The organism is Myxococcus sp. AS-1-15, from assembly GCF_020037055.1.
Lineage (GTDB): Bacteria > Myxococcota > Myxococcia > Myxococcales > Myxococcaceae > Myxococcus > Myxococcus fulvus.
Map to the genome: position 1 here is coordinate 187942 of NZ_JAIQDF010000013.1, position 14571 is coordinate 202512.

Here is a 14571-nt window from a genome sequence, read left to right on the forward strand (position 1 = left end):
CCTGTAGCACCCGGGACCGACATGAACGTCGAGGGCCGGATGACCGGCCCTTCGACTGGCTCACACCTCCTGTCTGGAAGCCCCCGCCCGCGCCCGCCTGCTCACCCGGCGTCGCACGAGCGGCGGTAGCTGATGGACACCTTGGCGCCGGGGGCCGGCACGTTGGTGAAGACCACGCTGTTGGTGGGCGCGTCGTAGCGCCAGCCCGTCGTCACCGGGGCGCCGTTGACCGTCACCGTCACGCTGCCCGGCTCCGGCGAGTCGCTCAGCGGGAAGCGGTCCTGGGCGGAGAAGGCCTTGTTGGCCACCGCGGACAGGAGCGGGCCGTAGTTGGCCGCGCAGACGTTCATCACCTCGCCGCCGGTGCGCGCGGTGGCCTCCGCGTAGCGCGTGCCCGTGCCGCCCGCGGTGCCGCACGCCGTCGCCGTGGGGGCGATGGCGTAGAACGTCGCGCGCTGGGGCTGGTTCTGCCCCTTGAGCTGCTGGGCCCACGCCACGTAGGTGTCCACCGCGTCCGGCGAGTGGTCATCCTCGTCGCCCACGAACACCACCACCAGGGCGGCCGCGTCGCGCAGGAAGCCCAGGTTGCCGTCGCGCGGCAGGGACGTGCGCGGGTCATCCGCGTTGTTCACCAGGGGCGGCGACAGCGCCCGCCGCATCGCCTCGAAGCCCTGCTCCACCTGGGCGCACTGCCCCACCTGCACGTTCTGCTGCAGCAGCGTCGTCAGGTTCGGCGTGTTCTGGGTGAGGATGCGCGGCCGGGCGTTGTCCGCCGGGAAGAAGCGGCCGGCCTCGCCACCCTGCGCGCCGCCCGGGCACGCGTTGGAGACGCTGGTGATGCCCGTCGTCGTCACGGCCACGTGCAGGTCCACCTGCTTGGCCAGCGCCGCGTCCACGAAGGACGGAATCGCCGACACGAGCCGCGGGTGCTCCTCCACCATGGACGCGGTGTTGTCCACGACGAAGAGCACGTCCACCTTGCTCACGTCCTGCTGGGTGAAGTGGTCGGTCTTGTCCGTGCGCTTGGAGGACTCGCCGATGAGCGGCACCAGCAGCGGCGCGGCCAGGTCGTCGGAGCTCACGAACAAGGGCGACAGGTTCATGCCGTACACCTGCGCGGTGTAGTCCAGGTCCACCGTGAAGGCCTCGCCCGGCTGCAGCGTGAAGGGCAGCGGCGTGGGCACGCCGCTCACGGAGAACTCGCCGTCCGTGGTGCCGGGGCCAATCCACACGTTGGACACCGACACGGGCATGGTGCACGCGTTGAGGTAGTTCACCTCGCGCGGCTCGGGCGGACAGTCGCGCCGGGCCACGCCCCAGTCCACGTACCAGGGCGACGGGATGAGGCACGTCGCCTGCGCGTTGGCGATGAGCGGCACCAGCACCACCGGGTTGGCCGGCTCCATCTGCTCCACCTGCAGCGTGCCCGCGAAGGTGCCGCCGGTGACGGGCATCTGCACCGCCACCTGGAAGCTGAACCAGTCGCCCGGGTAGATGATGACGCCGAACAGGTCCCCACCCGGCATGCGGAACACGCCGCCGTCGCTGTCGCGCAGCTGGATGTTCTTCACCGGGCACAAATCGCGCCCCTTGTTCTCCAGCTTCACGCCCAGCACCGCGCCCCGCCCCGGCGGCACCGTGCCGAAGTCCAGCGCCATGGGAGTGATCGCCAGCTCGCAGGGCGCGTGCGCCAGGGCCGTGCCGCGGAAGTCCATCTGCACCGTGGCCGCGGAGTACGCGTTCGTCGTCATCACCAGCACGCCCGACGCGGAGCCCGTGCGCGTGGGCTCGTAGAAGACGGGGATGTTGATCTCCTGCCCCGGCTGCAGCGTATGCGGCATGGCCAGCGGCGTGTGGTTGAACTGCGCCGCGCCCGCGGGGTCCGGCTGCCAGGTGAGCGACTCCAGCGTGAGCGCGCCCGCGTTGGACGAGCCGCAGTTCTTCACGTTGACCATGACGCGCGTCTTGGAGCCCAGCGGCTGCGTGCCGAAGTCGTGCGTCACCGGCGACACGCACAGCTCCGCCGCGCCGCCGAAGCCCTTGAGCTTCACGTCCGTCGTCGGGTGGCGCTTGCTCACCACGTGGTAGCGCGCCATGTCCTCCGCGGGCCCCATGTGGCCGGGGCTGTAGCGCACCTGGAACCCGCGCACCTCGCCGGGCTGGAGCACCAGCGGGAAGCCCGTGTTCGCCTGCGAATAGGACAGGTCCAGCCCGTCCAGCGTGAGCTGGTTCACCGTCATGGGCTCGGTGCTGATGTTGCGGATGCGCGACTCGCGGAAGGCCTCGCGGTCCACCGGCACCGCGGCGAAGTCGAGGACCGGGGGCTCGGCCACCACCGCCTGCTCCAGCGACTCGGCCGCCACCAGCACCGGCACGTCCGCGCAGCCCCGGCACGGCGTGAGCGCCAGCGCCACCTGCTTGCGGCCCACCTTCACCGGGTTGAACTGGATGGGCAGCTCCACCTTGGCGCCCGGCTCCACCACCACGGACTTCGCCACGAACTCGTCCTTGTCCGCGCCGACCAGCCGGGGCGTCACCTCCACCGCCAGCTCCGTGGGGTTCTCCAGCGACAGCGCCAGCGTCTTGCTGGAGTCCGCCTCGATGCGCCCGAAGTCCAGCGAGCGCGGCGACACCCGCGCCCACGCGTCCACGCCCGAGCCAGTGAGCGGGATGCGCAAGAGCGGCTCGATGCGCGTGTCCGAGCGCACCACCAGCATCGCCGGCTGCCCACCCTCCTTCGTCGGCGCGAAGCGCACCTTCAGCGACGCCGCGCTCCCAGGCACCAGGCTGTGGGGCACGTCGCTGGTGAACTCCGCCCGGTAGGCGCCTTCCGGCCCCTCCACCCAGACCTCGTTCACGTCCACCGGCGCACGTCCCACGTTGCGCAGGGAGATCTCCGTCTCGCGCGCGTCGTAGAGCGCCACCTTCTGGAAATCCATCCCGCCCGGGGTCGCCGTCAACCGCCCGTCCGCGAGCGTCGAGCGCTCGCGATCCGCGCACCCCGCAACCAGCCCCAACACCGCGAGGGCCCAAATGCCCAAGCGCCCCGTCATGGCTTCCACCCCTTCCCCGCGCCCATCGCCCTGTGCCGCTTGCTTGCCGCCAGTGAGGCAGCCGAGCGGACCCGATGGCGAAACTAGGCACCCACCCAGGGGCGGGCAACCACCCACGAGGGCCAATCCCGGTGTCAGGGGGGCCTACGACGTCCGGTTTCCCTCAAATCTTCGGGATGCGCAGCGTCTTGGAGATCATCGCGCTGCCGCTGGCCGCGTACAGCAGCACCAACGGGTGCAGCACCAGCGGCCCCACCTCCCAGGTGCCACCCAACAGCGCATCGCCGATGCGGCCCATGTAGGTGGCCACCGCCAGCACCATCACCAGGGCCAGGCTGGTGGGGATGGGCGTACCCTCGAAGTACTTCACCTTCCCCGTCGGGTCGGCCAACTCCGCCGACGTGACGTTGAAGCGCGCCAGCCGGCTGATGCCGCACGCCACGAAGTACAGCAGCACCGCCACGTCCAGCGCCCCGCGCATCCCCACCGCGAACGCCAGCGCCGCCGGCGCCATCCCGAAGGAGATGACGTCCGCCAGCGAGTCCAGGTCCGCCCCCAGCGGCGACTTCTTGAAGCGCCACCGGGCGATGCGTCCATCCAGGAAGTCCATCACCAGCGCCAGGGGCATCAGCGCGAAGGCCACCCACATCCAAATCACCTGCCCGGTCGCCAGGTACTGCATCGCGGCGAGGATGGTCCCCGCTCCCGCGAAGCCGTTGCCCAGCGTCACGAAGTCGGCGAGCACGAAGGTGCGGATCATCGAGAAGTGGCGGCGCGGGCGGCGGGCTCGCGGCTGCTCGGTCGTCATATGCGCGCTCTCCTAGCACAGTGAACCCTCACTGCCGGTCCCTCGCTGTCGTGTTTCATGCCGCGGTGCGTCTGAGTTCAGGCTCTCAGGAATCGTCGAGTTCGAGAAAACTTTTGACGGCTGAATCAGCCCCTTCCTACGCTCGACGACTGCCATGCATCCAAACCCAACCGTGTCCTCCCCGCGAGGGGCGTCCTGGAAGTCCGGGCGCTCTCGCTGGCACCTCACCCTTTTCGCCGGCGTGAGCCTGGCGCTCGCCACCGCCTGTGGTGAGGATGATGACGGCAAGCCCACCCCGCCAGCGCCGGAGGAGCCCGCGAAGTACGAGGCCACCATCCGCCGCACCGCGCATGGCATCCCCCACATCATCGCGGACGACCTGGGCAGCCTGTCCTATGGCCAGGGCTTCGCCTTCGCCAAGGACCACGTCTGCATCCTGTCGGATCAGATCCTCAAGGTCCGCGGCGAGCGCGCCCGCTACCTGGGCGCGGGCCCGGGCAACACGTACGCGGGCAGCGACTTCGGCTACCGGGTGCTGGCGCTGGACAAGAAGGCGGAGGCCGCCTTCCCCAAGCTGCCCACGGACGTGCAGGAGATGTTCAACGGCTACGTGGCGGGCTTCAACCGCTACGTGAAGGAGACGCCGCCGGACAAGCTCCCCGCGCCCTGCACGAACGCGCCCTGGGTCAAGCCCATCAGCGCGGTGGACCTGCTGGCCTATGACATCAGCGTGGGCCTCGCTGGCAGCAGCTACCAGCTCATCCTCGCCATCGCCGCGGCCACGCCCCCCATCCCGGGCGCCGGCAGCGAGGGCCGCCCCGCCCCCGGCAGCTTCAAGGTGGAGCGCCCCGAGTGGAGCAGCGTGGGCAGCAACGGCTGGGCCATCGGCGCGGACCGCTCGGCGTCCGGCCACGGCATGGTGGTGGCCAACCCCCACTTCCCCTGGGAGGGCGAGCTCAAGCTGTGGGAGAGCCAGCTGACCGTCCCCGGCCAGCTCAACGTCTACGGCGTGGGCCTGCTCGGCGTGCCCGCGGTGCTCATCGGCTTCAACGAGCACGTGGCCTGGACGCACACGTTCTCCTCCGGCCAGCGCATGACGCTCTACGGGCTGCAGCTCGTCCCCGGCAACCCCACCCGCTACAAGTACGGCACCGAGGAGCGGGACATGGTGGCCCAGGACATCACCATCCTGGTGAAGCTGCCCGAAGGCTCGCTCACGCACATCACGCAGCGCTTCTACAGCAGCCACTACGGCCCCGTCATCGTCATCCCCGGCACCGCGCCGTGGACCGCGCAGTCGGTGCTCACCTACCGCGACGCCAACCTGGACAACACCCAGCTGGTCAGCCAGTTCGTGGGGATGAACCGGGCCAAGAGCCTGGAGGAGTTCCAGAACGTCTACGCCACCGTCCAGGGCATCCCCTGGGTCAACACCATGGCCGCCGACCGCGCGGGCAACGTCTGGTACACCGACGCGACGCCCACCCCCAACCTGTCGCCCGTCGCCATCGGCACGTGGCGCGCGGCCTCCGCCGGCGCGGACCCGACGACGGCCGCCATCTGGAACAGCATGGGCCTGGTGCTGCTCGACGGCAGCAACCCGGAGAACGAGTGGCGTGACGCCGAGGGCGCGCGCGGCCCCGGCCTGGTCCCCTTCAGCGGCGTGCCCAAGCTCGCCCGCCGCGACTTCGTCTTCAACGCCAACGACAGCTACTGGCTGGCGAACCCCAATCAGCCGCTCACGGGCTTCTCCCCCATGCACGGCCTGGAGAACGTGGGCCAGACGCCGCGCACGCGCATCAACGCCAAGCTCCTGATGGAGGAGAACGGCGCGTCGGGCGCGGACAACAAGTTCACCGTGGCGGAGCTGGAGAACGCCATCCTCAGCAACCGGGGCATGGTCTCCGAGCTGCTCAAGGACCAGGTGGTGGCGCGCTGCACGGGCGTGACGACGGTGCAGTACAACACCACGCAGATCGACATCCGCGCGGGCTGCGCGGCGCTCACGGCCTGGGACGGCCTGTTCAACGCGGACAGCCGCGGCGCGGCGCTGTTCCGCGAGTTCTCCGGTCACCACACCATGGGCACGCTGTCCAACGGCGGCACCCTGTTCGCGGTGCCCTTCAACGCCGCGGAGCCCCTGGCCACGCCGCACACGCTGGCGGCCGCTCCCGCGACGGGCTCGGACCCGGTGCTGCTCGCCCTGGCCGCGGCCGTCTACCGGCTGCAGGTCGCGGGCATCCCCGTGGACGCGCCGCTGGGTGAGTCGCAGTACTCCACCCGCGTGGACGGCAAGAAGATCCCCATCCACGGCGGCGGCAGCTACGACGGCACGGCGAACATCGTGTCGTGGGGCACGCTCAAGTCCACCACGCCGGACTCCGACTACAGCGCGGTGCGCGGCAGCACGGTCATCAACTCCCGCACCAACCTCACGGACCAGGGCTACGTCATCAACAACGGCAGCAGCTTCATCATGGCCATGGGCTTCACCGACACGGGCGTCGAGGGCCGCGCGGTGCTGACCTACAGCGAGTCCAGCGACAAGAGCTCGCCGTACTACGCCGACCAGACGGAGCTGTTCTCCAACAAGCAGTGGCGCAACATCGTCTTCACCGAGGAGGCCATCAACGCCGCCAAGGTCGAGGAGACGAAGATCTCCGGCAACTAGCCCCAAGCCGTCCGGGCGCTCGCTCCTCGCGTGAGGCAGCGCCCCCCTTGAAGCACCCGAGGCCCCTGCCCTTCCACGGCGGGGGCCTTCGTTTTTTCGGGCGCGTGGGGGACACCGCCCCGCACCTTCCCGGGCCGGCCCTATGAAGCCCGCAGTCCACCACGCGACAGCGGCGGGGGCGCGGGCAACCTCGGGGCGACACTCGGCGCGACGTGGGGACGAGCCCCGTGTCCAGCGGGTGATGCCCGCCCCCGTGGGCGGCTGGCGTCACGGCGGGGCGAACCCAGGATGCGCGGGCAGACCGCCCGGCACCGCCAGCAGCACGCGGTGAAACGGCCCCGGGGGCACCGGTACTGCGAAGGAGCGGTAGTGCACCATGACGACGACACCCGTCTTCAAGACAGCCATCATCGACAGGGTCTTCTTCTTGCGGTGGGAGTCCCCTCCCGACCCGCAGGACATCCAGCGCGTGTTCCAGCAGATGCGCGACGCCCACGCGAGGCCCGAGCCACCCCTGGTGCTGGTGGCGAGCCTGTCCTCCAGGTCCGCGGTCCCCAACAGCGAGCAGCGCTCGAACCTGTCCGCGTTCCAGTCGGATGCGCGGCCGCTGTTCACGGAGATCCACGCCATCGTCGAGGGCAATGACCTGCAGTACAACCTCCAGCGCGTCATCATCGCCGGCATCAACATCGTCACGCGCACCTACGACAAGACGCTCCAGCGCGTGCACCAGCGCGCCGAACAGGTGGCGCCGCTGCTCTCCGACACCCTGGGCGTGGACGGGCCCCGGGTCATCGAGGAGGCCAAAAGGCGCGGCGTGGTGTGAGCCACCTGCACGCGCGTCGGCCCGCCCTCACGCGGGCTGGCGCGCGGGCTCCTCGCTCCGGGGCCTCGCGCGGGCCTTGACGTAGCGGTGGTCGAAGAGGTCCACGTAGAGGTACTCCGGCCACGACACCATGGTGTGGGCGCCGAGCATCACCCCCCGCATCAGCTCGCTCACCATCATCCCCGCCGCGGTGGTGGCCCCCACGACACAGGTGGGCGCGGGCCCCTTGCCCGCGAAGCACGCCTCCATGGCGGCCTGATGCAGGTAGTCGCCCAGATGCGGGATGATGGCCGGCAGGTCCACGCGGCCATCCGGAAGGATGTACAGCTCCTCGTACAGCGGGGCATCCGGTTGGAAGACATGCAACGCCGCCCCGAACCCCAGCATCAACCCCGTCATCGCCGGGACGCCGCGCTCGCGGCACGCCTTGTGGAGGGCCTGCTTGGCGCGCGCGCCCGCGATGTCGATGACCTCCACCACGTAGTCCACCGGCGGCAGCACCTGGGTGCCCGCCAGCACGTCGGTGACGTTGTCCTCGGTGATGCCCTCGTGGACCAGCCGCAGGCGCAGGTCCGGGTGGATGTCCAGGCACATGCGCCCCACCACGTCCACCTTGGACGCGCCGAGCGTGCTCTCGAAGCACCCCACCTGCCGGTTCATGTTGTGGACCTCGTAGGTGTCGAAGTCGGCGAGCGTCAGGCACCCCACGCCCAGCCGCGCCAGGTCCACCGCGCACTGGCCTCCGGCCCCTCCCACCCCGGCGACGAGGACGTGCGTGCGGGCCAGACGCGCCATCACCTCGGCGCTCACCACTCCCAGATTGCGCTCGAAACGGGGCTCCACCATGACGCCTCCCCTTTCTTTCCCGGGAGCGTCGAGGTGTGCGTGCGACGTGTCGCCCTCGCGTCATCCCAGGGCCCGTCGATGTGGTCCTCGTCCCCCGCTCCCGGGAGGGGCTGGCGGCCCGGGATGTTCACCAGTCCGCCTCCCCCGGGGACGGTGTCCGGCGCACGGCACTCGGCACGTCCGACAGCCTCAGCCATCCGCCCCGCGCCACACCCGTGATGTGCCTGCTTCAGTCGTGAAGCGGGGTCTTTCCCACCGCACCCGCCAGGGCATGTCAGACGGTTGCTTCACAGTGGACACCAGGCGTGAAGTCCAGGGATAGGAGACACTCCGCGAGTTTCGTGTGTTCAAACTCTGGCGTGGATTCTGCTCAGCGGGTGACACGGCACGGAGGAGCCAGGACACCGACGCGCGGCCTCCTCCGAACCCCTCTTCTTCGATTCGAGGTCCCTATGCGTTTGAGGTTCAGCCTTCTTGTCTGTCTGACATTCTTGTCATTGGGTTGTGGGAATTCCGAGCCGCCCGCCACGCCGGAGGCGCTGCGGGACAGCGCGACGGAGGCGCTCGCGACGAACGGCTCCGAGCTGTTGGGTGTGGCGGGCCCCGCCACCGCGCGGCACGCGACGCGCGAGGTGCTCTTCGGAGACCTGGCGCACTACCGCTTCGAGCTCCAGGTGGGGCCCGGTGAGCATGACGTGGTGACGGTGCACCGCGTGGTGCGGGAGAACGCGCCCTGGTGGCCCGCACGGACGCAGCGGGCGGTGTTCATGCTGCACGGCGACGCGTGGGGTTTCGACGCCGCGTTCCTGTCGAGCGTGGGCTCGGCGCACGTGCCGCGCGAGCAGTCCATCGCCGCGTACCTGGCGGAGGAGGGCGTGGACGTGTGGGGCATGGACATGCGGTGGGTGGGCGTGCCCGCCGGTCAGCAGGACTTCTCCTTCATGGCCGGGTGGAACCTGGGCACGCATGCGAAGGACCTGGGCGCCAGCATCCTCTTGGCCAAGGCGCTGCGGCTGACGAATGGAAGCCTGGGCTCGCTGCACCTGCTCGCCTGGAGCCGCGGCGCCATGGTCGCGTATGCCTATCTGAACGACGAGGCGCGGCTGCCCAGGGGGCTGCGCCAGGTGGATGGGTTCATCCCCGTGGACATGGTGATGCGGCATGCCCCGCAGAACGCGGAGCAGCGGGCCTGGGCGTGCGGGCGTCACGCGGCGATGAAGGCCCGGCGGGACTCGGGCATCTACGAGGGTGGGCTGCTCGGCGCGGCGCCGGGAATCACGCTGCAGGCCATCGGCCAGCTCGCGGCCCTGGCGCCGTCGGCGCCGTCCCCGCTCTTGCCGGATGATGTCTTCGGCCCCGGCACGGGTCGGCCCACCAACCGCCGGGCGGCCATCGTCTCCGCCGCGGCCACGGGCGCGCTGCTCAAGCCGCTGGAGCCGCTCGCCCCGGGCTACCACCTGCTGGCGGGCAAGCCGGACGAGACGGGACTGCCGGGCAGCCTGACGTACACGTCCGAGGCCTACCTCTACGAGTACGCCCAGCGCGCGGCGCCCTACCAGAGCCTCAACGAGGTGGTGGAGTCGGATGCGTGGACGTGCGGGCTGGAGGTGCCCTACGACGACCGGCTGAGCCAGGTGAAGCTGCCCGTGCTGTACGTGGGCGCGGGCGGCGGCGTGGGTGAGTACGGGGTGTTCTCCACGTCGCTCCTGGGGAGCAACGACGTGGTGTCCCTCATCGTGAGGGACCACCCGGTGGCCGAGCGCGCGCTCGACTTCGGTCACGCGGACCTGTTCCTCGCGACCAGCGCCCGTCAGCGGGTGTGGCGCCCCATCCTCCAGTGGGTGCGCGCCCACTGACGCCCGGACGTCAGTCCTGCTTCCACAGGCCGTGGCGCCGGGCCCGGCGGCCCAGCGTCACCGGGTCCATGCCCAGCGCCATGGCCGCGCGTCGGAGCACCCCGCCGTGGCGCTCGAGCGCCTCGCGGATGAGCTCACGCTCCACCCGCTCCAGTCGCGCGCGCAAGGAGCCGTCTCCCGCCAGTTCGTTCCGGGGCGGGGACGCGGACGCCAGGCTCGGCGGCAACAGCCGGCGCGACACCACCTCCCCCGGCCGAGACAGCAGCACGGCGCGCTCCAGCACGTTGCGCAGCTCGCGCACGTTGCCCGGCCACGGGTAGGCCCGCAGCATGTCCTCCACCTCCTGGGACATGCCGCTGGCCGAGCGGCGCAGGGTGCGGTTGAACAGGCCCAGGAAGTAGCGCGCCAGCTCCGGGATGTCCTCGGGCCGCTCGCGCAAGGGCGGGATGTCGATGGTGAAGCTGTTGAGCCGGTAGAACAGGTCCGCGCGGAAGCGCCCCGCGCGCACCTCCTCGCCCAGGTCCTTGTTGCTCGCGGCCAGCACCCGCACGTCCACGTGGCGCACCTGGGTGCCGCCCACCGGACGCACGTCGCCCGTCTCCAACACGCGCAGGAGCTTCGCCTGCAGGTTGGGGGTGGTGTTCTCGATCTCATCCAGGAAGATGGTGCCGCCGTTGGCCAGGACGAACAGGCCCGGGTGGTCCGCCACCGCGCCGGTGAAGGCGCCCTTCACGTGGCCGAACAGCTCGCTCTCCAGCAGCGTCTCCGTGAGCGCGCCGCAGTCCTGGATGACCAGCGGGGCCTCGCCGCGCCCGCTGAGGCGGTGGACGATGCGCGAGAGCACCTCCTTGCCCGTGCCCGTCTCGCCCTGCAGCAGGACCGCCACGCGGTGCGGAGCGACCAGCCGCACCATCTCCATCACCCGCTGCATGGCGGCGCTGCGAAGGCCCACCTCCTCCTCACCCCGTGCCCCTGACACCGAGGGCAGGGCCTGCGACAGCGCGCGCTCACGCAGGAGGTTGCGCTCGAGCTCCAGCGCCATGCGCCACTGTTCGGTGCGCACGCCCCGCTCGCGGCCTGCCTGGAGCACGGCTTGGAGCACGGCCTCGGGAGGGGGAGACTCACCGAGCGCGCGGAAGACGAGCCCCGCGTTGAACAGGGCCACCAGTCGCTCGGGCGCGGCGGGCGCGCAGTAGATGATGCGCGAGGTCAGGTCGGAGGGGGGCCCCGCGGAGGACAGGTCCACGTCCTCGGCCGGCGTGCCCAGCCCCGCGACCAACGACAGCGCGCGCTCCTCGTCACGGCCGCAGACCAGCAGCGCCGCCGCGTCGCCACGGGCCAGGAGCGCCTGGGCCTCCTCGGCGCTCGACGCGAAGTGTGGCACCGCCTGGCCCTCGAGCGCGGCCCGCACGTCCTGGGCCTCCTCGTCGCTGGCGAACGCCACCACCACGTGGAGCCGCGCGGTGGCCAGATAGCGCGCCAGCTTCACCCCGTCCGAGTCCTCGAAGGCGTGGAAGAAGACGCCGAGCGCCGTCACCGGGCCGCCCGTCTCGTGCCGCCAGCGCACGTCGCCCCGGGCGCGGATGTGCTCGCCCGAGTCCGGCAGGGAGAAGGACAGCTCCACGGACTCGCCCTCGCACGGGCCTTCCTGCGGGCCGCGCGGCGTGGCGATGAGGCCGATGCCGGTCTCGCTGATGTTGACGGCCCAGCACCCAGGGAGCGCGGGCTGCGTCACCACCTTCACGTACAACGGCTTGCGTTCGCTTCGAGGGGCGTAGGCGGACACAGGCCGCGTCATGACGCCCGCAGTCTACTTCACGGATGAAGCCTTGCTGGGAAATTGCGGCGGCAGGGGAAAGACAATGTCGCCGTCCGGTCGTCGAGGGGCGGTGCGGGCGAGCCCGGTGGCGGGGTGAGGGTGGAAGCCGACTCAGGGCCGCTCGGGGTGGAGCAGCAGGCCCATGAGGAGGTCGTCGACCCAGACGCCCTCCTCGGTGCGGAGGAAGTCACGGCGCGTGCCCTCGAGGACGAAACCGAACGAGCGATACAGGGCCTGGGCGCGAGGGTTGTCGCCCCGGACCTGGAGCTCCACGCGGTGGATTCTGTCGCCGTTCACGTCGCGATGGGCGCGCAGCCACGCGAGCAGGTGATGCATCAGCGCGCGACCCACGCCCAGGCCCTGGGCGTCGGGGTGGACGCCGATGCCGAGCACGCCGCCGTGGCGCAGCATCCGGTAGCTCGGCCTCAGGAAGGAGGCCTCGCCCAGGAGCGCGCCTCCGGGTGCGGTGGCGACGAGTGGGAACGCGGTGCCGTCCTGACGGTGGAGCCCCGCGGCCTCACGTCGGGCGGTGAAGGCGGCCGCGTCCGCGGGCAGCTCGTCCGGCAGCTTCACCAGCCCCTCGCGAGCCTGGACGACGGCGCGCTCCAGCTCGAACAACGCGGGTCCATCCTCGGGCGTCGCCTCCCGGATGAGACAGGGACGACCCTCCTTCAGCGACAGCGACACGGGCGAAAAGCGCATCGGTGCACCCTTCATCGAGCAAGACTCCAGGGGGAGAGAAGACAGGGGGTCGCCTCACTCGGCAAGAGCGCCCTCGCGAAAGGCGGCATGGCCATGGGATGACGAGATGCCCGAGGGCGCTTCTTCAACAAGCGCGACGGCCGGAGAGACAGTCGACATGGGCTGGAGAGATAGCGCCGGCCGCCTTCAGCAGGAGCAACCGCCGGGGGGAGCATCGACCTGGAATGGCGAGGCAACGGAGCCGCCCCTCGTTCCGCACGCTCCACCCATGGAACGCCCCTCCTTCGACGAGAGCGCCGCTGATGACGAGCCTGTCGACACGGTCTGGCGAGACGGCAGGAAGGCCCCTCCCTCAGTGAGCACGCTCCCGGTAACGGACCTGTCGACATGGGAGGTCGCGACGGGGTGCGGAGACCAGACCTGACTCGCTCGCGGGTTCGGGGCATGATGCGCGCACGCAGATGAGGGGGAGTCCCATCTTGACGATGACCACCACCGCGAGCCCTCGCGGCGAGGAACACGAGCTCGCGCTGCTGCTCAGCGGACGCTGTCGGCGCTGCGCCGAGCGGATTCCGGGAGGGACCGCGCTGCGCGGCCGCCCCTGCCCTCGCTGTGCCGAGGCCACGCTGCCCAGCCCCGAGGACCGGGAGGTGCTCCACCAGCTCGCCACCCAGCGCGCCACGGTGCGCCTGAGCGTCGCGGTGGTGGGCGTCGCGGCCGCGGCCCTGGTGGCCAGCTGGGTGCCGCTGCTCACGTCGTTGCTCCTGGTCGCCGCGCTCGTGTGGCTTCGCGTGACGCTGGTGACGCCCGCGCTCCAGCTCCTCTCGCTCCAGCGCAAGCTCGTCGCACGCTGGACGCTGCGGCTGGCCGCGGGCTGCTTCGTGGCGCTGTCCGTCCTCCTGCTGGAGCTCCTGACGCTGGTGCCCGGCCTGGGCGCGCTGGCGAAGGTGGCGCTGAGCGCGGGACAGGTCGCCGTGGCGGGGCTCTTCGCGCGTCGCTACCTGGCGTGGCAGACCGGACGCGAAGCCCGGGGCGTGCCCATCGCCTGGTGGGAGCTGGGGCTTCTCGTAGCGTGGATGCTCCTGCTACTCGCCTTCACCACGGCGTCGGTGCTGCTGGTGCTCTACGTGCTCCAGTCCCTGGGGTTCGTGAAGGAGTTCCTCGTCATGCCGGTGGGAGGCTGAGCGATGCTCACGTACGCCCTCGTCTCGCAGGCCATCGGCCTGAGCGGTGCTTCGGGGACTCGCGCGGGAGGCAGCCTGCTGCTGCTCGCGCTGGCCGCGCATGCGCAGTACCTCACGCTGCCTCCTGAGCTGACGTGGCTCGCCACGCCGCAGGCGCTCGGCGCCATGGTGGCCCTGCTCGCGTTCGAGATGTACACGCAGCGCGACAGCGACCTGCGCATGGTGCTCGGCCTCGCGCAGTTCGCGTTGAGCGCGGGCAGCGGCGCCACGGTGGCGCTCGCCTCCGTGGGCGTGGGCACCGAGACTCTCCCACCCTGGGCCGTGGGCGCGGTGGGCGCCTTCGTCGCCGTGTCCACGCTGTCGCTGCGCCAGTGGCTGCACACGCGCGTGGACCAACTGGAGACGGAGGTCCTGCGCCCCCGGAAGTGGCTCCTGCGCATCGAGGACTGCTTCGGACTGGGACTCGCGGCGGTCGCCATCCTCTGGGCCCCGCTCGCCCTGGTGCTCGTCCTGCTGTTCACCCTGGCCTGCGCCGTGGCCGGCTGGTTCGCCTACCGGCTGGAGGCACGTGGCCGGCGCCCCTGCCCCGCCGGCTGTGGCGCGCGCATCCGACAGGAGGCCTCGCGCTGTCCGAAGTGTCACGCGGATGTGCCCGTCGCCCGGACGCTGGACCTGCGGCTCGCGGGCCGGATGCGGGACGCGCTCCAGAACGCGCTGGGCTCCGGGACTTCCGGTGTTTCCCACACGGACCCGAGCGTCCGGCGCGGCGGCGGCAAGCTCCCCTCCCGACTGGGGTGATGCGCGGC

The 14571-nt window shown here is 71.0% G+C and carries 10 protein-coding genes; 5 read left to right on the plus strand and 5 right to left on the minus strand.

All coding sequences use genetic code 11. The features are described 5' to 3' along the window. Positions 1-101: 101 nt before the first annotated feature. Positions 102-3053, minus strand: coding sequence for a choice-of-anchor D domain-containing protein (locus tag K8625_RS30710; RefSeq protein WP_223784700.1), 2952 nt, complete (start codon positions 3051-3053; stop codon positions 102-104). Between the two features lie 163 nt (positions 3054-3216). After that, positions 3217-3861, minus strand: coding sequence for a CDP-diacylglycerol--serine O-phosphatidyltransferase (gene pssA, locus K8625_RS30715; protein ID WP_223784701.1), 645 nt, complete (start codon positions 3859-3861; stop codon positions 3217-3219). A 154-nt stretch (positions 3862-4015) separates the two neighbouring features. Between pssA and K8625_RS30720 the strand changes: the two genes are divergently transcribed. Together K8625_RS30720 and K8625_RS30725 are read left to right on the plus strand one after the other, a co-directional pair. Continuing rightward, entirely contained in the window at positions 4016-6532 is a 2517-nt protein-coding gene (locus tag K8625_RS30720; protein WP_223784702.1) for a penicillin acylase family protein, read from the plus strand. A 376-nt stretch (positions 6533-6908) separates the two neighbouring features. Then, a complete protein-coding gene (locus K8625_RS30725; protein WP_141322761.1) occupies positions 6909-7358 on the plus strand; it encodes a DofA protein in 450 nt (149 codons plus the stop codon). Between the two features lie 27 nt (positions 7359-7385). Here the strand turns inward: K8625_RS30725 and K8625_RS30730 are convergent, their stop codons facing one another. Next, on the minus strand, positions 7386-8204 hold the full coding sequence (locus K8625_RS30730; RefSeq protein ID WP_223750107.1) for a ThiF family adenylyltransferase: 819 nt from the start codon (positions 8202-8204) through the stop codon (positions 7386-7388). A gap of 497 nt (positions 8205-8701) precedes the next feature. On the opposite strand from K8625_RS30730, the gene K8625_RS30735 reads away from it, so the two are divergent. Then, entirely contained in the window at positions 8702-10060 is a 1359-nt protein-coding gene (locus K8625_RS30735; protein WP_223784703.1) for a hypothetical protein, read from the plus strand. Between the two features lie 10 nt (positions 10061-10070). Here K8625_RS30735 and K8625_RS30740 read toward each other — a convergent pair whose 3' ends face one another. Continuing rightward, positions 10071-11858, minus strand: a complete 1788-nt coding sequence (locus K8625_RS30740) for a sigma 54-interacting transcriptional regulator (protein ID WP_223750109.1) — start codon at positions 11856-11858, stop codon at positions 10071-10073. Positions 11859-11990: 132 nt separating this feature from the next. Beyond that, positions 11991-12596, minus strand: coding sequence for a GNAT family N-acetyltransferase (locus K8625_RS30745; RefSeq protein ID WP_223784704.1), 606 nt, complete (start codon positions 12594-12596; stop codon positions 11991-11993). A 464-nt stretch (positions 12597-13060) separates the two neighbouring features. On the opposite strand from K8625_RS30745, the gene K8625_RS30750 reads away from it, so the two are divergent. Both K8625_RS30750 and K8625_RS30755 read left to right on the plus strand, forming a co-directional pair. Then, entirely contained in the window at positions 13061-13765 is a 705-nt protein-coding gene (locus tag K8625_RS30750; RefSeq protein ID WP_223784705.1) for a hypothetical protein, read from the plus strand. A 3-nt stretch (positions 13766-13768) separates the two neighbouring features. Continuing rightward, entirely contained in the window at positions 13769-14563 is a 795-nt protein-coding gene (locus K8625_RS30755) for a DUF4126 domain-containing protein (protein WP_223784706.1), read from the plus strand. The last annotated feature ends 8 nt before the right edge of the window (positions 14564-14571 follow it).

What these genes read in the sequence shown, in the direction of transcription:
- K8625_RS30710 (WP_223784700.1), bottom strand. Translation starts at nt 3,053, where the DNA reads ATGACGGGGCGCTTGGGCATTTGGGCCCTCGCGGTGTTGGGGCTGGTT.
- pssA (WP_223784701.1), bottom strand. Translation starts at nt 3,861, where the DNA reads ATGACGACCGAGCAGCCGCGAGCCCGCCGCCCGCGCCGCCACTTCTCG.
- K8625_RS30720 (WP_223784702.1), top strand. Translation starts at nt 4,016, where the DNA reads ATGCATCCAAACCCAACCGTGTCCTCCCCGCGAGGGGCGTCCTGGAAG.
- K8625_RS30725 (WP_141322761.1), top strand. Translation starts at nt 6,909, where the DNA reads ATGACGACGACACCCGTCTTCAAGACAGCCATCATCGACAGGGTCTTC.
- K8625_RS30730 (WP_223750107.1), bottom strand. Translation starts at nt 8,204, where the DNA reads ATGGTGGAGCCCCGTTTCGAGCGCAATCTGGGAGTGGTGAGCGCCGAG.
- K8625_RS30740 (WP_223750109.1), bottom strand. Translation starts at nt 11,858, where the DNA reads ATGACGCGGCCTGTGTCCGCCTACGCCCCTCGAAGCGAACGCAAGCCG.
- K8625_RS30745 (WP_223784704.1), bottom strand. Translation starts at nt 12,596, where the DNA reads ATGAAGGGTGCACCGATGCGCTTTTCGCCCGTGTCGCTGTCGCTGAAG.
- K8625_RS30755 (WP_223784706.1), top strand. Translation starts at nt 13,769, where the DNA reads ATGCTCACGTACGCCCTCGTCTCGCAGGCCATCGGCCTGAGCGGTGCT.